Here is a 20446-nt window from a genome sequence, read left to right as displayed (position 1 = left end):
AAAAAAAATCCCTGTCCTGGACAGGACAGGGAACCAAACCCTTAGAACTTTAGATAACCCATGAAGAAGCCTGCTCTCCAGGAGAAAGCTTATCGCCGGCACTCTTCACGTTTATTATTTATTATACGATAAATCTATTTACAGGGTTTCCTTCAGCGACTTATTCATACATGAATTACCATCACCCCGCCGACAAACCTCAGCCAGCTGGCAATATAGCTACGAAGAACCTGGTTAGTATTTTCGGGAAGAGGTGATTCGGATATCGGCCCATTGCCAGGCTTTTTCAAACCGCTGGCGCACAGCTTCCGCTTCCTGGTGTTTTTGCTGCCCTACAAGACTGCTGTACAACCCGCGTAATGCCCAGCCATTTTCCGGAAACGTTTTAAAATCTTCCAGGTATACCTGTTCAGCCTGCACGTACTTTTTGGCCTGCACCAATACATGCCCCAGCGAATGACGTACGGAAAAGAACCAATCCGGTGGCTCCTGGTAACTCAACCGGTCTTCGATGGCTGCTGCTTTTCGGAGCAGTTCAATGGCCGGTTCATACTGCTGCTCACGTGCGAGCAATTCAGCTTCCAGGGTAAGCGCCGCAATACTGATCAGGTCAAGCGAGCTATTGGTTTCCCAAACGAGTAAGGGTCGTAGCGTGGTGTCAGCCGCGTAACCTTGTAATGATGTCAATTCCTGTTGGGCAGCAGACTTATTCCCCTGGGCAGTATAAGCCATACCGCGTGCATAATGCCAGATGGCACGGGGGTACTGTAGCGACTCGCCTGGGGTAGGTATCGACAGGATCTGCTGCCATTCTCCCAAATGCACCAATACATAATAAGGAATAATATAATAATGCTGCACGGTAACATTGGTGGCAAGGTATCGTCGGTCTGCCAACCTGGATACGTTCCAGGCAGCTGCAATGGCTTTTTGACTATTGCCCTCGAGGAAAGCACAGGCCGCGAGGAAGTGAACGTTGTGCGGATAATATAATAAGGGATAAGTGCCCTGTGATTTGCATTGCACGATATAGCTGCTGTCGGAAGCCTGCGCTAGTTCGGTCGACAACACCCCATCATGATAATGCCCGGTACGTATATAGATGTGAGCAGGCATGTGCACCAGGTGCCCCGCCGCCGGCAACATATTGAGCAATCGCCTCGCGGCCGGTAAAGCACGGCTGGCCGTAGGTGATGCCTCTACAGCATGCAAATACATGTGAAGCGCACCGGGATGATCAGGAAAGCGGGCCATCGTTTGCTCAAGTACCTGCTCCACGCCTTTCGTCCAGGGTTGGGGTTGTCCATCCTTCAGGTAAAAATTCCAGGGATGCTCATTCATCAGGGCATCAGCATACAATACAGCTATGTCTGCATCTTCGGGAAAACGTCGGTTCACTTCGCGCATGCCATCAGCATAGGCAGCAGCAAAAGGCCCCATATCACTGACAGGTTCAGCCGGAAAGCGCTTGGCCAAAGCCGCAATCAGTGCCTGCTCTTTAGGGGTCGCTTTGGCCGCATAACGTTGTGCATTGCGCATCGTGGTATTGATCTCTGCGAGACTCGCAGGATTCAACGCTGCGTTGTAATTCGGCCCAAGCACCATGGCCATCCCCCACCATCCCATAGCAGCAGTGGAATCAATACGCAGCATTTCCTGGAACGAACGTGCCGCCTCACCATGATTGAAAGCATAAACGAGGGTGAGCCCCTGGTTGAAATAACGTTGGGCCAGCTTCGATCGGGTCGTCACGGCAAAATGCAGATTGCCCAATCCGTCGATCAAAGGCGCTTTGCCGTTTTTAAAGTTGGTGGTATCGAACGAGGGGGAGCAGTAAACGGCAACGGGGCTATTACCAGCCTGCTCAGGTCGTGCCGCCGGGGTATACCCCAACAGCACGACCACAAAGGCCAGCACCAGGAGTGCCGGGCCCAAAACATAACTACTTCTCATACAATTTTATTTTCAGGTTAAAGTCCGGTGTTGGTAGGTCGCCCAGCCATCTGCGCAGCGGATTCCAACTCCTCGATACTTTTTCCCCTTTTACCGCCTTACTACGGATACACTCTTCCCTTATTGGCCCAGTGCCCTGTTGCCTTGTTTCCGCCTCCACGGGCCTGACCACATTACCGGGCTGTAGCTTTACTGTTTCCATCTGCCCGCAATTAATGATGATACATCGCAATGAATCGGGCAGTGTGGTGCAAGCCTGCTTCCAGTATCCACGCTTGCGCAGTCAACAACTCGAGCGGCAACTTCAAAAGCTCTTCTGTATGATCTTTCTTTTCCTTTCTGCAAGCCGCGAAGGCCAGCAGGCATATCGCATAAAGCAATATCTTTTTCATGGCTAAAAAATTGACAGGTGATACAATGAGGCACAAAGTTGCTCATAGATACCTGTCCATACAATCACCGAACCGAGCCAGGGCCTCCCCGGATAGGGTGATAGCTGCACACTAAACGATCCGCTGATGAATAGCCTTGGCCACCGCCTCCGTCAATGAGGCGACATGCAGCTTCTCGTAGATTTTCTTAACATGGCTGCGTACCGTTTCATAACTGATCGTCAGCCGATCGGCAATCATTTTATAACTGAGCCCTTCCACGATACAAGCCAATACTTCCTTTTCGCGCACCGTGAGCCGGTAATCAGGCGCCTCCTCGGGTTTCACATGCTGCGGGATCTGCTGCAGCTTACCCAACACTTTACGGGCGATCGACGGCGACATGGGCGAGCCGCCATATTGTAATTCCGTGATAGACTCCACCAGCTTCGTATTAAGATGGTTTTTTAATATATACCCCGAAGCCCCAGCGCAGATCGAATCGAATACACGATCATCATCTTCAAACACCGTTTGCATCAACACCTGGATATGCGGCAGCTCCTGGCGGATGGCCCCCACCGCCTCGATACCCGTCATACCCGGCATTTCAATATCCATCAATACGATGTCCGGTTTGCAATGCCGTACATCATCCACACAATCCAGTACATGCGAAAACGCTCCCACGACCTCAAAAGAGGGCACCGTGCTCAGCAAAAGCGTAATACTTTCCCGGATATTCCTGTTGTCATCAAAAATGGCAATACGCAAGCTCATAATATGGAGTTTATCAAATTTCAGATTTATTGACAGCCGGCGCAATCCCCTTTTGTGGTTAGCCGGCATGCCCGTTTCAGACCGTCAAATCGATGCACCCATGCCGTTAGCGCCGTGGGGGCGGCCAATCCCTCGTTTGTGAATCCCTATGCGGACCAACACTCAGACCACCGGAAATCGAAGATGAACCGTAGTTCCCCGACCTGCCAGGCTATCGATATGCCAAAGCCCCTTCATTTCCTCCGCCCGCATTTCCATATTGCGCAAACCATTGCCCGACAGCGACTGGGCTGCCCGGAGCTGAGCCTGCTGCATATCGAACCCAACCCCGTCATCCACCGTCACCAGGTGTAGCTGGTGCTGCCGCAGCCCGATCTTCACCCACAGGTTCTTGCACTGCGAATATTTCAGGGCATTGTTTACCGCCTCCTTATATATAAGGTAGAAGTTCTTGCGCCGGCTCATCTCCAGGTTTACCATCTTCACCGAAGGCTCTACCTCAAAATGGAAGTGAATGCCCTGGGACGCAAGTAACGGCCGGGCAAAAGATTCCATCCTTTGCAATATGGTATCCATACTGTCATGGCGGGGATTGATGGTCCATACGATATCGTTCATTTCGGAGATCATTTCTACCGAAGTAGCACTGATTTTCTCCAGCGTTTGTTGTAATTCGGTCCGGCGAGACTGCTCATGGTAGATCTTGGCCACCTGGCTGTATACGGAAATACTACTAAGCGTAGACCCAACGTTGTCATGCAGGTCCTGCGCAATCTTATTGCGGATGGTCTGTTGCTTCAGCAACTGATCGATCCGGTAGCGGCATATAAAATAGAAGATCACCCCGATCGAACAGCCACAAATGGCGTAAAACCACCAACGTTGCCAGAAAGGAGGCACGATGGATATGGACAGGTGAGCTGCCTGATTATTCCATCGACCGGTATGGCTGGTGGCCCGCACCTTTAAAAGATAGTCCCGGGCTTCAAGATTCGAAAACTCCAACGTATTCCGGGTGCCAATATCGATCCAATCTTCATCTCGGCCCTCGAGCTGGTATTGATAACGCATCGTTCGGCCCGGTTGAAAGTCGGGCGCGGCAAACATCACCGTAAAATAGTTCTGCCCATAGCTCAAGCGGATACAGCTATCCTGCAGCAACTCATTATTCGATTCATTGAAGATCCTGAAATCCGTAAACTGCACCTGCGGGTTGGAATGTAGCTCCTGTACAGCCAGCGGGTCGAAAACAATGAAATAATTGGTACCGGCAACGTACAGCTTACCCTTCCTGTCCTGGAAAATATTGCCGCGTACCCCACCCGATTTATCGATATCTGGCAGTCCGAAAGAAACATAGGAATGCAATTGAGGGTCATACTTGTGCAAATGACCATTACTGATCATCCATACCTGACCACGACCATCGACTTGCAGGCCTTCCAGCAGGTTATTGGAGGCAGATATATGCGCAAAGTGCCGATGATCCTGGTCCAGATAATGCAGTCCGCCCCCATAGGTACTGACCCAAAGCCCGCCCGAAGCATCTTCCTGCACATCCGATACATGGTTACTGGGGAGGCCACGCGCTTCTCCCTCCTGGTTCGAGAAAAACCGAAAAGCCGGCGGATCTTTGCTGACATCCATACCGAGGCCGCCCGACACGGTAGCCAGCCAGAGACGCCCATCACGGGTTTTGAAGGCTTTCCGGATCAGGTGATTATTGCCCAGATTAAACCGGCCGGTGATATTCGCCACCGAATCGTACCGGGAAACCCATCGTTTGGTGACCAGGTCGTAGTAAGCGATATAATGGCCATAGGGAGCCGTCAGCAAAACAGGATGCCCGCCGATCGTATCGCGCACAATCGATACGATCCGGGAATCGATCAGTCGATGCATGACACGATCCTTGCGGGTATTGGGCAGTAGCGTCACTTGCCAACGGGCGATATCAAGCCGGAAAAGAGAGTAATCCGTACCCAGGTATACAGCACCATCAACATCTTCAAAAATGCAGGTGATACGAAGCGGTATACTATTATAAGAAACGGGAAGCAGGATAAAGGACGTACTCCCCGGCCGCCGGACGAAAATGCCCGCACTGGTACCGATCCAGAGCTCATCCCCCCTTTCATAAAAGTCATACAGGATGATATCGCTATTGGAATGACACTTCGATGGCGATGTTACCGGCGCTGGTACTAAAGACCTGGCATAACTATCCCCGGCCCCGGTGCCGAATACCGTAGAGGCCAGACTGGCAGACTGCCGGGAGAGAAAGGTTTGCTCAAACTGCTGTTGTGCAGGACGATGAATACTGATACCCCGGTCGGTGCCAATCCAACATACACCCTCAGGATCGGTATACAGGTAATTGATATGATTGTCCGCCAGGGAACCTTCACGGGCAGGGTCATACCGGTATTGGTAAAACCTGCGTGACCAGGGCTCATAAATATGAAGCCCTTCCTGTCTGCCGCCAATCCATATCCTGTTGCGCGAGTCTGCAGTAAAAGAAGTGATCTCGTCGTTACTGAACGAATAAGCATGGTCCTTCGACCAGGTAAAATGAACCTCTTCGTGTGACAGCAACGATCGCCGGTAAAGTAGCTTATCCCATGAACCAAACCAGAGCTGATTCTGGCGATCAGCATACATAGCCGTAACAGCAGCATGCGGCAATTTCGCATAGAGATCGTCATAACCGGGAGCGGTTGAATACTGTAGTGTACTTGTGTTGATTTTGAGGATACCGCCCCCAACACGACCTACCCACAAGGTATCATGCAGACCAAGTGCCAAAGCCAGTACAGTCCGCGTTCCCGTCAGTACAGGCTGGCTGAATTGCTCCCTACGCCGGTCAAACCGCAGCAAGCCCGCGCCGCCCGACCCGATCCAGAGTAAGCCTTGCCGGTCGAGCAACAGTGTATTCAGCGAATTGACGGGTATCGATTGCGGATTGTTGGCCTGGTGGCGATATTGCCTGAACTGGCGGCTGGGACGTTGCCGGTAGTCATAGCGGCAAAGGCCGCCGTCCGCCGTAGCGATCCACAATACCCCCCGTTCATCTTCAAGTATACTATTAATAATATTACCCGATATAGAAGAACTGTCGCCGGGTCGGTGTTGAAAAATGGTAAATTCGTGACCATCATACCGGTTCAGGCCATCGTTGGTACCAAACCACATAAACCCTCGCTGATCGCGCAGAATACAGTTTACTTTATTGTGAGAAAGGCCGCTCTGTACATTGAGTTTGTCGAAGTACAATGCGGGAGACTGAGCACGCAGCTGATCCTGGCATACCAGGAATAGAAAGCAAAAAAACGTTAGACGGCGATACATAACAGGTAAATTGGTGCGCGGCTCGGAAGAATAAAAGTATTGCAGGCAGGCAGTACGATGTCAGGTGTTTGAGCCAACAGCGCCCCTGCTTGATTGGATAGCCCTGGTAACAAAATACCGCCGGATGCTGTTGACATGCCGGCGGCTCGATAAAACCCCTACCTGAAAAAACGATTGGAATAATATAGTTAAGCTGAGATACGATACCTGTCTCGTTCAGGCGCTGCCTCCTCCTGGGTACTTATAAAATATAGTAGGTCAGCAGCACGACACAAAAGTGCTGAAAAGGCGGCCCCTTACCAATCCCCACAGCCGAGCAAAGGCATCACCATATTCGGGGAGGCGGGAACTCCTCCGATCGCAATGAATCCGGTAAAAACGGCATAGGTGACACCCCATGCTGGCGCCCCTATACCCCACAGCGAAAAGGGCAACGCAAGCTCACCACGCATGAGATAAAGCCCATGATGAGACTAACTTTCCAACGGTACGAGCGGCCGCCGGCCCCCGCCGTTGAAAGACGGGTTATCGTACAGGTTGCAGAGACTCCCAGGCAGCGACTATCTCTTCAGCATGCTGCTTGCTTTTGGGGCGTAGGAAGATTTTGCGAATAACCCCTTTTTCGTCGATAACGAAAGTGGTACGCAACAACCCCATGTATTTGCGGCCATAAAGCTGTTTCTCGCCCCATACGCCGTATTTGTCGATGATGGTATGCTTGGTATCAGCCAGGAGCGTGAAGGGAAGCTGATGTTTTGTTCCAAATCGCTTGTGCCGGGCCATTTCGTCCGGGCTAACGCCCAACACCGCAAAACCGGCCGCTTTCAGCAAAGCGTAGTTGTCGCGTAAGTTGCAGGCTTGCACCGTGCAGGTAGGGGTATCGTCTTGCGGATAGAAATAAAGCACTACTTTTTTCCCTTTCAGATCCTTGAGCGCCACAGCATTGCCATCCTGATCGGTTCCTTTGAATGCCGGCGCTTTATCGCCTTCTTGTAATGTAACCATATAGCCTTTCGAAATTGAAATGGGGTGACAGGTAAAACCTGGCGGTAAAATTGAATGAGGAGCATCACCACCGGGAGCATTGATAGCTGGCGAAACCTTCGCCGCAGGCAGCTGCAGAGTCTACCGGGTTAACCGGAAAGAACGCTCCACGTGGTTGCCCGCCTCGTCATCGGCACTGATAGTAAGAATATGATCGCCGGGAGGACATTGTTCGTCAAACTTGTAGATAAAATAGCGGCCTTTATCATTGGTAAAACGTAACCATTTCCCATCCAGAAGGGTTCGTACGTTCCGGCACTTGCCCAGATTATCAGTCACGGTAAATACGATGCGACTGGCATTCCCCAGATTGGCACCATCCACAAATCCGGAAGGTACGATCACAGGTGGCGTATCATCTGTCAACAGCCGGAAAGAACCGAAATCTCGGTAGCGGGCAGATGCCCAGCCATTCTTCCATTCGACTTTCTGCACGTCATTTTTAGTACCGGCATACCATTGCATCACCGTACGCTGCTGCTCGGCAGCAGAGAGGGAACGCCCGGGTTGAATGCGCACCAGGAAAGATTCCTGCAGGGGAATATTGGGCGCGCCGATGGAATGTACATCCGAAACACCCTGCGGGTGCGTATTCGCCGACCGGCTATGCCGGATGTGCACCGAATCGTACAAGCAACGCTCCCCAATGTAGAATTCGCACTGCTCCGTTTCGAACCCGTCCAGCATAAAAGGGTAAAACATTTTATCTGCAGTCACCAACGGCACAGGATGTTCACCGTTGTATTGAACTGAGTATTCCAGGGTGGAAGCGTTCCCGTAGGCATCCCGTACCACGATCCTGACCGGGTGAACCTGCTGATCACTGATGTCGATCGCGCCGTCGCCCTTGGCTTTCTTATAAATGGAGTTGATATAACCCGGCGGTTCCGACAGGTGTTGCAACCAGGCGCCACCATTGGCCTTGGTCCGGTAGTCGATATGGGCATTGAGGTACCGCGTGTCGTTGTAACTGATATTATCCATGCGGAAACCCACTACCTGCTCATTATCGACATACAGCAGGGCTTCATAAATGCCGTTCAGGTTGGTAGAGCCGGTATGCGTATCGAAAGATGTTATAGCGAAGCTGACTTTGGGAGAACCTACCTTCAACAAACCTGGCGTGGTCGTATAACTGCTGCCAGCTGCTTTGACCGGGATGATCTTGGGCGCCTGCTCATAAATGCTTTTGGTACGGTCGTAAACGGCCAGGCGTAAAATGGTTGGGCGGGTATTGTCAGCCAAAGGGAATCCAAACAGCATAGGGTTCAGGTTCACATCATCCGGCGTGCGCCGGATCTCAAAATGCAGGTGTGGTGCCTGCGAGCCTCCAGTATTCCCACTGTAAGCGATAAAGTCCCCTTTTTTAATAGGGAATTGGCCAGGCGCTAATTCGAGAAAAATATTCCACAATTCCTTGGCGTACTGTTGCTCTTTTACCCATTTCTCCAAAGTAGCATTGAAATCGTTGAGGTGCGCGTAAAGCGTAGTATAACCATTCGGGTGATTGATGTAGATTGCTCTGCCAAAACCAGCCGGCTCGATCTTGATCCGGGAGATATAGCCGTCCGCAGCAGCGTATACCGGCTGATTTTCCACGCGTCGGGTCTTCAGGTCAAGCCCCATATGATAGTGATTAGGGCGCAACTCTCCGAAATTGCCGCTAAGATCCATAGGCAATGCAAGCGGGTTGCGGAAATAGCCCTTTGGATAGTTCACAGAAGGGAACAATTGAGCCTGTACACTTTGAAAGCCGAACAACAGAACAAACGCCAAAACACGCATCAGGACAATACTTTTTTAGGTTAGAAGAGCAGCAAAACTACGTCGAAACTGGTTTATGCTACCGGATAGCACAATTATCCTCGAAAGGGGCAACGAATACTATGATCGGAACAACTATTCACACAGGATATATCTGTTGCCATGGGTTAAATTTGTAGCACATTAGAAGTAGATTATTACCGGCTCGTAAACTGGTCTCAGCAAACGGATTGATGTAGATTGAGTAGTCTTTTAGCCAGCCAGACCAGGAAACTATTGAACACAAGATCCAGCCTTGGTAATAGCCATCGCCAAGGTTCCGGTAAAGGGTCAGGCAAGGGTAATCGAACAGGCCGCGCAGACGTTGAAATCCTGGGATGAATTCCCACCGCTAGAAACCGCTGGGAAACCTTCCAAATACTGGAAACCTCAGTTCACTGGAAATACCATACAATTCACTCGAATTGTTTACTACGGTAACTGAAAAAGCGACTAATTGCACAACAATTCAATGCCTTACAAACCCGATCGAATGACCAGTATTAAACTAATATTAAAAGTTCAGGAATTGGGTTACCCGGCACGCCGTTTTGTATAAAGAATATAGAGATTTTTGATTCGCTATAAGTCTGTTAAGTTTTTGAAAATACCCACTTAGTTGTATAGATTTTTGTGAACCATGAGACAGCGTTTAGCGTATATAAAGTGTCTAAGTAAGTATGAAATGATAGTATAAATCTACAACCTTTGTTTTATGAGTATGATACGTAATAGGACGGTGTTACTACTGGCAGTAGCAGTAGGGTCCATAGTTGGGATGTTTAAAGGCACAGAAGCGAAGCAGAAATGGGTATTCCGTATCAAGAGTCGTTTTGAGGAAAAGCGTCAGGTGGCAGCTGAAAAGAAGTTTGTCCGCCAGGGAGGTGTACCTCTCGATGACATCGAGATCGCTGCTTTTCACAATTCTTAAATCATTAATTTCCGACCAGCAAAATATAGCCCCTGCCAGTCGGCAGGGGTTTTTTGTTGCCCGGTAGGAAAAACAGATGTACCGATCACGACAACGTTATCAAGGCCGCACAGTCGCCTCCCAGGCGACGCGGCATGCTATTGCCCTAACCAATGTCCTGCAGTTAGAGGGCAGCCTCATTTTGCGCGTAGGCTCCGAATCACGCGATATAAAGCGCAGCTACTCCGACGGGATTAACACCCGAATCATTTCACCACTTGCCTTTTTCGGGTTCTTTTCGGCCATTTCCTCCAACCGCCTGACAATCCTTACAGAGACCTTATAGAGACCTTATAGAGACTTTGCTCCCTGTCGGCTCCTTACTGGCTCCGTGTCGCCCCCCTATCGGCCCTATATCAGACCTGTATCAGACAGCATCAAACCTGCCCGGCCAGCAAGTCCACTCCACGGCCCTCATCACCTTCTCTCCGGAATCTCCTCCACCGAAACGCTCGAACTGCTGCAGATCTCCTCACACACTGATATATCATAACTATGAATATCCTATGAAACCAGTATCCTTTCATAGAAGATCCATACCTGTAGTATACAAGCAGTCTAGGTGTAGTAACAACCATGGCATACAGCTGGATAGCTCCCTTAGTACATTCGGCCTCGCCGGAGCTTGACACCTTTTCTGCCAATCGCCTGGTACAGTACGGCCGATATACTGAAACAGCACAGGCAAAAACAGGGATTTAGAGCAGTGCCAGAACTGTGACAGAACTATGCCAGAGCCGTGACAGAGGAATCAGGAACAGATCGCACACTGGTCGACACGTCCGTAGCGCCCCACACACACCACGTAACCCAGACAGCCACCCCCTCCCACTTCATCGATACAAAGCCCCCCCGATCGGAGGTCAAACTTTTCCTAACTCGCTCTAAATGACCACCTTCCTCTGTCAACTTTGCCCTGCATCAAAAAATAATCCGCAGATATCCCCTCATCACCTTACTTTTGCGCAATTTATCCCGCCAAAAAGAGACGGGAATTTTATTAAAAAAGAGAAAAAACAGCGTAAAAGAAGATGCCCAAAGACACCTCGATCAAGTCAGTACTTATCATCGGTTCAGGCCCAATTATCATCGGACAAGCATGTGAATTTGACTACTCTGGTTCCCAGGCTGCCCGCAGCCTGAGGGAAGAAGGGATCAAAGTCATCCTGATCAACAGTAATCCGGCTACCATCATGACCGATCCTATGATGGCCGACAAAGTGTACCTGTTACCCCTAACAGTAGAAAGTATTGAGCAGATCCTGGAAGAAAACCAGATCGACGCCGTGTTGCCCACCATGGGTGGACAAACGGCCCTCAACCTCGCTAAAGAAGCCGAGGAACTGGGAGTTTGGGAAAAATACCACGTACGCATGATCGGCGTGGATGTAGCAGCAATCGACACCGCAGAAGACCGTGAAAAATTCCGTCAGCTGATGGTGAAGATCGGCGTAGCCGTGGCCCCATCCAGAGTGGCCAACTCCCTCCTCGAAGGAAAGGAATTTGCCCAGACGATCGGCTTCCCCCTCGTTATCCGCCCTTCCTTTACCCTGGGTGGTACAGGTGGTGGATTTGTACACGACAAATCAGAACTGGAAGCAGCCCTCGACAAAGGCCTGAAAGCTTCTCCCATCCACGAAGTACTGGTAGAAAAAGCGGTACTTGGCTGGAAGGAATATGAACTGGAATTGCTCCGCGATAAGAACGACAACGTAGCCATCATCTGTACGGTAGAGAACGTAGACCCCATGGGTGTACATACCGGCGACTCCATCACCGTAGCACCCGCCATGACCCTGAGCGATACCGCTTTCCAGGACATGCGCGACCAGGCCATCATGATGATGCGCAGCCTCGGCAACTTCGCCGGCGGTTGTAACGTACAGTTCGCCCTCAATCCCGCCACAGAAGAGCTGATCGCTGTAGAGATCAACCCCCGCGTGAGCCGCTCTTCCGCACTGGCCTCCAAAGCCACTGGCTACCCCATCGCCAAGATCGCCGCTAAACTGGCTATCGGCTATAACCTCGACGAACTGAAGAACCAGATCACCATGACCACCTCCGCGTACTTCGAGCCTGCGCTCGACTACGTGATCGTGAAAATGCCCCGCTGGAACTTCGACAAGTTCAAAGGCGCCAACGACACCCTCGGCCTGCAAATGAAGAGCGTAGGAGAAGTAATGGCCATCGGCCGCAGCTTTACCGAAGCCATCCAGAAAGCTTGCCAGAGCCTCGAGAACAATGCAGTAGGCCTTGGCTACTACGGCCACAGCCGTATGCATGCCGAAGACCTGATCGAATACATCAAAACCCCGAAATGGGATCGCATCTTCCGTATCAAGGACGCGCTGACACTCGGCGTATCCGTAGGTACCATCTCCAAAGCAACCGGCATCGACCGCTGGTTCGTGAACGAGATCCTGAAGATCGTGAACATGGAAAAGGAGATCGCTAAATACAAGCTGACCACCCTGCCCGATGAACTGCTGAAAGAAGCCAAATTCCTCGGTTTCAGCGATCAGCAGATCTCGATCATCATGAACGACGGCAACGACGAAGCCGTCTACGAAAAAAGAAAGGCAGCCGGCATCACCCGCGTATACAAAATGGTGGATACCTGCAGTGCAGAATTCGAAGCCAAAACACCTTACTTCTACTCTACTTTCGAAAGCGGTAACAACAGCGAAAGCAAGCGGAGCGACAAGAAGAAGGTAATCGTACTTGGCTCAGGACCCAACCGTATCGGCCAGGGTATCGAATTCGACTACTGCTGTGTACACGGCCTGCTCGCCCTCAAAGAAAGCGGCTACGAAGCCATCATGATCAATTGTAACCCCGAGACCGTTTCTACCGATTTCGATATGGCCGATAAGCTGTACTTCGAACCCGTATTCTGGGAGCACCTCTGGGAAATCATCGAGCTCGAAAAACCCGAAGGCGTGATTGTACAGCTGGGTGGCCAAACAGCCCTCAAACTCGCAGAACGCCTGAACGAAAAAGGTATCAAGATCATCGGTACCTCCTTCGATAGCATGGATATCGCCGAAGACCGCGGCCGGTTCAGCGACTTGCTCAAAGAACTGAAGATCCCTTATCCTGATTACGGCACCGCTTTCGATGTTGACGAAGCCATCGAAGTAGCCAACAAAGTAGGATATCCCGTACTCGTTCGCCCCAGCTATGTATTGGGTGGCCAGAGAATGCGGATCGTGATCAACGATGAAGAAGTAGAAAAAGCAGTAGTTAGCCTGCTGAAACATATTCCCGGCAACAAGATCCTCATCGACCACTTCCTCGACCGTTGTCAGGAAGCAGAGATCGATGCGATCTGTGACGGCGAAACTGTACACATCATGGGCCTCATGGAGCATATCGAGCCCGCTGGTATCCACTCCGGCGACAGCAACGCGGTACTGCCCCAGTTCAACCTGTCTCCGCTCATCGTAGAGACCATGGAAGAATACGCCAAGAAGATCGCCTTTGCACTGAAGATCAAGGGGCTCATCAACATCCAGTTTGCCATCAAGGATGGTAAAGTGTATGTGATCGAAGCCAACCCCCGCGCATCCCGTACCACACCGTTTATCGCCAAAGCTTACCAGATCCCGTACCTCAACATCGCCACCAAAGTGATGCTCGGTACGCAAAAGCTCCGTGACCTCAAGGTGGTAAAGCGCCTGAAAGGTTATGCGATCAAGGAACCAGTGTTCAGCTTTGAGAAATTCCCCGGTGTAAACAAAGAGCTCGGGCCCGAAATGAAGTCGACTGGCGAAGCCATCCGCTTCATCAAAGACCTGCGCGATCCTTACTTCCGCCAGCTTTACAAAGACAGAAGCATGTACCTGAGCAAATAAGCCAGGCACAAACTATAGGCAAAGGGGCTGACCAGCTGGTCAGCCCCTTTGTATTTCGATACACCTCATTTAAACAGGGAGAAACGATCCCATCAGGCGTACACCCCGATTCCACGATCCCTATGGCATATAATTTTACCACACTACAGTTTATATTTACATAAACCGATGCCATGAATACAGCCATTCAACAAATCAGCAATCACCTGACCGAAATACTGGAGGGAAATCCCTGGTACGGGCGCTCCGCCTACGCGGTGCTGGAAGAAATAGATCCAACCCTGGTATACGTGAACCCCGACGAAAAAGGCCACGCAATGATCGAACTGCTGTACCATATGATCACCTGGGCACGGTTTGTACAAAGCAGGTTGGAAGGAGATCTGGAGAAAGACATGAACTACTACGAAGTATTCGATTGGCGCGAGATCGATCCCACCGTGCATACCTGGCGCAACGGTATACAGGAATTCAAGTCAGCCAACAAGCGTATTCTTGAACTGCTGCAAACAAGAAAAGACGATATCCTCGAAGAACCGGTAGCACTTCGAACCTACAACGTGGGCTTCATGCTAAAGGGGTACCTCGAACACAATATCTATCACCTGGCGCAGATCATCTATGTAAAAAAGTTACTCCAATAAGCCACCAGCCCGGTATCGATCACACAGGACCAGCACCAGGAGCCATATAGAATAGCAGGGCGTCACCAACCTTGGTTACGCCTCTACCATGCCATTGCGGATAGCATACAGTACCAGCCCTACCCGGGTCTTTACTTTAAGTTTTTCGAAGAGGGAATTCCGGTAATCATCCACCGTACGGGGGCTAACGAACATCTTAGCGGCGATATCCTTATAGGTCAACTCTGAGCAAACCCACTGCAAAAACTCCTTTTCCTTTTCGGTCAGGGAAACGGGCTCCTCGGGCTGATCTATATCCTTATGCAAACCGCTGATGATCTTTCCGGAGATGTATTCAGAGAGATAGAAATTCTTTTCCATGACGGAATCCAGGGCCATCTTCAACTCTTCCGGCTCGGTATTCTTCATGATGTAACCCTTGGCGCCAAGACGCAGCATACGAATGATCGTACTTTCATCGCTCGACATAGAAAGCGCCAGTACCTTGATATGCGGATGATTCTTGAAGATCCATTTTACCGTTTCATATCCGTCCATACCTGGCATATTCACATCCAGCAGGAGCACATCGGGAATAATATGCCGGCCGATCTTTTCCTTCACATCGGCGCCATTATCGGCTTCAAAAAGAATGGTGTAATTGTCGAATGTGCTGATCAACCGGGCCAGTGCTTTACGCATCAGCGTGTGGTCGTCGGCAACCGCTACCTGTATTTTTTTTCCAACTGTCATTGAGAGCTGCTTAACTTTCTTGAGGCAAAGATAGTTGAATGGTGACTGTAGTGCCTTTTCCGGGGATACTTTTCATGTCCAGGTCCGCACCGATCAATTTTGCCCTATTGAAGATACTCTTTAATCCAACACCGGAAGAGGAAGACACTGAATTTCTCTTGGCCTCAACATCAAACCCCACCCCATTGTCAGCCAGAATAAGGCTAAACTTGTTGTCGTCTGAGAACAACAAACGCACATCCAGCTGACTGGCCTTGGAGTGCTTTAGCGTATTATTCAGCATCTCCTGAAACATACGAAAAAGGAAGGTGGACTTTTGTCCGTCAAAATGATACTCTGACCCGACCGTTTCAAACTCAACATGCAACACCCCGCTTTTCCGCATATTCTCCACTTCATGCCTGATAGCTTCCACCAACCCAATCTGGGCAATACGGTCGTTGTGCATGCTCTTGGTAAGATCGGAAAGATCCTGGGCCGCTTTGTTCAATATCTGCCGGGAAGTAAAAATAGGCTCATACGCTTCATGGTCTTTGCGAATAGGCAACATGGACAAAGACAGCTTAACAACCGACAAAACCTGCCCGATATTATCATGAAGCTCCTGGCCGATCATTTTAAAAGTCTCTTCCTGGATCTCCAGTTGTGAACGCAGCACTTCCTGTTCATACTGATCTTTCATACGCGTCAGCTCCTTTTCGTGACGGTGCTGCCTACGCTGATATTGCAGTACAATGATGACAATGAACGTTACGACCGCAATTGCCAGTATTCCACCAGCCAGTAACATTACCAGTAATTCCTGTTCCTGATTCTTCATGCGGTTATTTGTATTGACTGAACTAGTGTTGACATGGCTGACGGCAAATTACAAAAAGTTAGGGGCTGTTTGAAGCATGATCTGTTTATGATCGGGAGAGTAACCTGGGAATCCGGACTACACAAAGAAACGCAGCCGTAAAAATAGTGTATAGGAATACATTCATCACCGTCAGGATGACCGATATATTTTCCATAATGCCGGGCGAAACTTTGTACATCAGGTTGTACAAACCAAAGAACGGCAAACTGCATATGTAAAAAAACAACAAAGCCGTACACACCCAAAACGCAGGCTCCTGCAACAAATTACCAATGCCTGGTAAATGAAACAGTTCGTAAAAATAATAGATACAGATCGTCACGATCAATATGCATCCCAGCAGGTAACTGTTGGAGGGAAAAGCGCCTGCCTGCAAATAGTAGATATTGAATACCGCCAGTACCGGGTACAAGAACACGATCCACAATACGACACGCCTGATCCTGGGGGTTTGAATAATGTTGTACAAAGTGAAGATATAGAATTCGATCTCGAAGGCCGAGGAGGGAAACATCAAGGCAGCAGATTCAGCACTTTTTTCATTCATGTTCAACTGCCAGCTCGTGATCTCAAAAGCAAGCGTCAACAACAGGTATGGGGTAAACAACTTTAGAAACAACGGCGTATCCTTCCGGAAGAACAGATTGAAGGAAGCCAGTAAGCTGATAAGTTCTACGTATAGATAGCCGGGAATGTACATCGGTACCAATATAGCATATATTTTGACGGCATGCACCAAAATGAAGAGCCCCTGTTGGGGGTCAACAGAGGCTTTTCAATATGTTCGGGTAAATTAAACGATGGTGAGACCTTTAGCACCACGATCAACGATCGTAACACCAATACCGCCCCAATCATCAGCACTTGGTTCTTCGCCGGGCTTGGTAGGAGGCTTGGTAGAACCACCAGTACCGCAGTTAGGAGGACACAGGCTGCCAAGGTTGTAGGCCAGGATCTGGCCAGGATTGGTATAAAGATCTTTATTGGTAAGACCAGCTTCACTTTCACGGCTGCGGGTAGCAACCATTACAATAGTCTGGCGATTGCTGTATTCAGGTTTTTTATCGAAATTCTCGGGGTATGCTGCGAAATACATCTTAATACCATCTCCTCCGTGTTCCTTGATCTTCGCGATGAATCCTTCCAGTTCCTCTACGCTGTACCAAACACTCAGCGAATCTTCCTTGCCAATATGCTCGGAATTGCGCACCCACCTTTCTTTCTTGTAATTGCGGATTACAGAGTCTACATGGTTCGTGTCAACGTAGCGGCCAACCTTTAAGGATTTTTTTTGAATAGTTGTCATTGCTTTGGGGGATTTAAACATGAATGATTTTGATACCGATGTAAAAGTAATCCCCAAAGGCGCTCGATTTCGGCTACAATAGAATGTTAGCCATATAATTATAAATTAGTAATATTCATAACGTGAAGCTAGTCAAGGAGTCGCGTTGAAAACACCGTCAAAAATCCGTCAAAGCTGCGCATATAAAACCGCAAAAACAACGTAATACTACCCCGTAAAAAAACGGGGGTCCAGACCCCGTGATTGAACTGATGAAAAATCCGTATTTAATAAATCGCCCATTGTATTGGCAGCTTAGAATTTTGTCTGAAATTAGATACCGGAGAGTTGCTATCATCCCGTTTTTCAAAATCCAATACTCCTGTGGAAGCCAGCCGACAGATTTCCTCAAGGCCTTTGTTCTAGAACAAAAACTTGAGGAAATTTTATTCTGATCTTCCCCAACCTGTTTAAAGCACCGCAACTACCTGTTTTTCCATTACCATTGCCTTATCCTTCTATTTCTACCGGAATCGGTGGAAGTGGTGCTTTCTTTTCCTTTCTCAAGATCATAACTATCTTCTTGCAGGCTCTGTTTTCATAACAGCGAATCGTCATTTTTATTATGCACCCAAGCACAATAATTGCCTGGAAAGAAGTACCTTTTTTACGTCTTATAATACCGTTTACAGCGGGCATTCTGGCACAATACAAACTGGCCCTATCCCCACGCCCGGCGTGGATCTTGGCCGCCTGGTGCATCTGCCTGCTGTTGCTGACGGCCCGCCTTTCCGTCAACCTGCGTTTTCGTTATCGACATGCCCCTGCTATTTTATTAAACCTATTGCTTTTTGCAAGCGGTATGCTGGTTGCGTGGTATAACAATCCGGCACATCAAAAAAATTGGTTTGGCTATCATTATCAACCGGGCGATACGATCATGGTACGGATTGCAGAACCGCTTACTGAAAAAGCTAAATCGTACAGTACGATCGCAACCATTGAAGTAGTTAAAGGAAAACAGCACCTGCATCGCGTAAAAGGCAGGCTGGTACTGTATTTCGACAAGCAGCACCTAGCTGCGGGCATAGATTATGGAACAGTCTTAACATTTGTCAAAACACCTGAGCCGATTGGCAATCCAGGCAACCCAAACGCATTCAATTACAAACAATACTGCGGATTTAAAGGAGTATTTCATCAGGTATACCTCCGTGAACACAACTACTTTGTGGCAGAAAAAAAACAAATATTCTCCGTTAAAAAACTACTGTTTGATACCCGTAAAAAAATGCTGGCCATACTCCGGGAAACAATTCCTGACAAAAAGCAAGCCGGATTGGCAGAGGCACTCCTCATCGGCTACAAAAATGACCTCGATAAACCACTGCTGCAATCGTATATAAATACCGGACTCGTCCATATCATCGCCATCTCGGGCATGCACCTGGGCCTCATATACGCCCTGTTACTCTTCTTCGGCAGTCGGCTACCCAGTTCCTGGCAACGATGGGCGGTGCCCGGTGCTATACTGGTGATCCTCTGGTGTTTCGTTTTATTGACTGGCGCCTCTCCCTCGGCACTCCGTTCAGCCATCATGTTTTCTACATTGCTGATTGGGAGCCGCTTACCCATTCACCAATCACCCACTAATGCACTCGCCGTATCAGCCTTTCTCCTCCTTTGGTACGATCCCTGGCTTTGTTTCGACGTAGGCTTTCAGTTGTCTTACGCCGCCGTATTGAGTATTCTATTGTTCTTGCGTCCCATAACCGGGCTGCTCGATCCCACCAATAAATACCTGCGGCAGGTATGGCAGCTAATTGCTTTAACCCTTGCAGCCCAGATTTTGACCCTGCCGATCAGCCTCTACCATTTTCACCAGTTTCCCAATCTCTTCCTCATCGCTAACCTCGTGGCGGTCCCGTTATCTGGGGTCATACTCGTCGGAGAGGTCATTCTTTGCTGTGTTGCCTGGCTCCCCGACCTGGCGTCCTGGCTGGGCTGGCTATTGTCTCAAATGATCGCGTGGTTGAATCGTTTTGTAGAAATGCTTGACCACATCCCGTTCAATACTACCGACAACATTCCCTTCAATCTTCCCCAATTGCTGTTTTTCTATACAATGATCGCTGGTTTCGTTTATTGGCGGTACCAGCAAACGGGCCGTCCGCTCCTGGTTAGCCTATCCGCCGTCTGGGCAATAGTAGCGATAAATTGCTTTTATGCCTGGCAAGCGAATCGTCAGCAGGAGATGATCATATATAATACCCCACGGATGCAGGCACTTGATTTTTTCGCCGGTAGACAGTACCTGTTTCAAGGCGATAGTGCACTTCGGGCCAACACCGCACTCACTTCCTTCCATTTGCAGCCCAACCGCATAGAACATCGGGTTAAGCCGGTTAGCACTTTGCCAGGCATACGACAGGAAGGAAAACTTACCCAGTTCGGCACCCACACCATCCTGCATATCGATACTTCTTTTCAGGCCACCCCCTTTCGAGGTTATACAAGATTGCCGGTCACGATGCTCATCCTCACAGGCAATCCCAGCATCTCCATCGGCCAATTGGCCAACCTTTTTGACTGTTCGCATATAATTGTTGACGGCACCAATTCTCCCTGGAAAACAAGGACTTGGCAACAGGATAGCCGGCGTTTAGGCATCCCCTGTCACGCGGTAGCCACCCAGGGCGCCTTTGTTTTCCCCCGTCATTAAGTTACCTTTGCGCCTCTCAAAGCATTTATTATTCAATTCTGTCGCAGGCCCCCATCCTGCTCCGGAATTCTTTTTAGA

Annotated in this window: 14 protein-coding genes; 4 read left to right on the top strand and 10 right to left on the bottom strand. The window is 49.5% G+C overall.

Annotated elements, in window-relative coordinates; genetic code table 11:
• Positions 1-234 precede the first annotated feature (234 nt).
• The 6 genes from P2W70_RS02815 to P2W70_RS02790 all read right to left on the bottom strand — a co-directional run bounded on the left by P2W70_RS02815 (position 235) and on the right by P2W70_RS02790 (position 9215).
• Positions 235-1953 carry a tetratricopeptide repeat protein gene (locus tag P2W70_RS02815; protein WP_276479904.1) on the bottom strand — a complete coding sequence of 573 codons (1719 nt, stop codon included), beginning with the start codon at positions 1951-1953 and terminating at the stop codon, positions 235-237.
• Between the two features lie 212 nt (positions 1954-2165).
• Entirely contained in the window at positions 2166-2345 is a 180-nt protein-coding gene (locus P2W70_RS02810) for a hypothetical protein (protein ID WP_276479903.1), read from the bottom strand.
• Positions 2346-2456: 111 nt separating this feature from the next.
• Positions 2457-3104 carry a response regulator gene (locus P2W70_RS02805; protein ID WP_276479902.1) on the bottom strand — a complete coding sequence of 216 codons (648 nt, stop codon included), beginning with the start codon at positions 3102-3104 and terminating at the stop codon, positions 2457-2459.
• Between the two features lie 162 nt (positions 3105-3266).
• Positions 3267-6452 carry a sensor histidine kinase gene (locus P2W70_RS02800; RefSeq protein ID WP_276479901.1) on the bottom strand — a complete coding sequence of 1062 codons (3186 nt, stop codon included), beginning with the start codon at positions 6450-6452 and terminating at the stop codon, positions 3267-3269.
• A 525-nt stretch (positions 6453-6977) separates the two neighbouring features.
• On the bottom strand, positions 6978-7457 hold the full coding sequence (bcp, locus tag P2W70_RS02795) for a thioredoxin-dependent thiol peroxidase (protein WP_276479900.1): 480 nt from the start codon (positions 7455-7457) through the stop codon (positions 6978-6980).
• A gap of 120 nt (positions 7458-7577) precedes the next feature.
• On the bottom strand, positions 7578-9215 hold the full coding sequence (locus P2W70_RS02790; protein WP_276479899.1) for a M23 family metallopeptidase: 1638 nt from the start codon (positions 9213-9215) through the stop codon (positions 7578-7580).
• Positions 9216-10014: 799 nt separating this feature from the next.
• Between P2W70_RS02790 and P2W70_RS02785 the strand changes: the two genes are divergently transcribed.
• The 3 genes from P2W70_RS02785 to P2W70_RS02775 all read left to right on the top strand — a co-directional run bounded on the left by P2W70_RS02785 (position 10015) and on the right by P2W70_RS02775 (position 14767).
• Positions 10015-10230 carry a hypothetical protein gene (locus P2W70_RS02785; RefSeq protein WP_276479898.1) on the top strand — a complete coding sequence of 72 codons (216 nt, stop codon included), beginning with the start codon at positions 10015-10017 and terminating at the stop codon, positions 10228-10230.
• A 1070-nt stretch (positions 10231-11300) separates the two neighbouring features.
• Positions 11301-14123: a carbamoyl-phosphate synthase large subunit gene (gene carB, locus P2W70_RS02780; RefSeq protein WP_276479897.1), complete on the top strand. Its 2823-nt coding sequence runs from the start codon at positions 11301-11303 to the stop codon at positions 14121-14123.
• Positions 14124-14296: 173 nt separating this feature from the next.
• Positions 14297-14767 carry a DinB family protein gene (locus tag P2W70_RS02775; protein WP_276479896.1) on the top strand — a complete coding sequence of 157 codons (471 nt, stop codon included), beginning with the start codon at positions 14297-14299 and terminating at the stop codon, positions 14765-14767.
• A gap of 75 nt (positions 14768-14842) precedes the next feature.
• Here P2W70_RS02775 and P2W70_RS02770 read toward each other — a convergent pair whose 3' ends face one another.
• From P2W70_RS02770 to P2W70_RS02755, 4 genes are all read right to left on the bottom strand, one after another.
• A complete protein-coding gene (locus tag P2W70_RS02770; protein ID WP_276479895.1) occupies positions 14843-15499 on the bottom strand; it encodes a response regulator transcription factor in 657 nt (218 codons plus the stop codon).
• A 10-nt stretch (positions 15500-15509) separates the two neighbouring features.
• The gene (locus P2W70_RS02765) at positions 15510-16319 is read right to left on the bottom strand and encodes a sensor histidine kinase (RefSeq protein WP_276479894.1); all 810 of its coding nucleotides are present in this window, start codon (positions 16317-16319) and stop codon (positions 15510-15512) included.
• 85 nt (positions 16320-16404) lie between these two features.
• Complete coding sequence (locus P2W70_RS02760; RefSeq protein ID WP_276479893.1) at positions 16405-17061, bottom strand: hypothetical protein; 657 nt, start codon at positions 17059-17061, stop codon at positions 16405-16407.
• Positions 17062-17154: 93 nt separating this feature from the next.
• Complete coding sequence (locus P2W70_RS02755) at positions 17155-17667, bottom strand: hypothetical protein (protein WP_276479892.1); 513 nt, start codon at positions 17665-17667, stop codon at positions 17155-17157.
• A gap of 754 nt (positions 17668-18421) precedes the next feature.
• Between P2W70_RS02755 and P2W70_RS02750 the strand changes: the two genes are divergently transcribed.
• Positions 18422-20368 (top strand): ComEC/Rec2 family competence protein, encoded by a 1947-nt coding sequence (locus tag P2W70_RS02750; protein ID WP_276480287.1) that lies wholly within the window; start codon positions 18422-18424, stop codon positions 20366-20368.
• Positions 20369-20446: the final 78 nt, after the last annotated feature.

The organism is Paraflavitalea pollutisoli, from assembly GCF_029360705.1.
Lineage (GTDB): Bacteria > Bacteroidota > Bacteroidia > Chitinophagales > Chitinophagaceae > Paraflavitalea > Paraflavitalea pollutisoli.
Note: the sequence above shows the minus strand (reverse complement) of the source record. Positions and strands in the feature narration are given on the sequence as shown.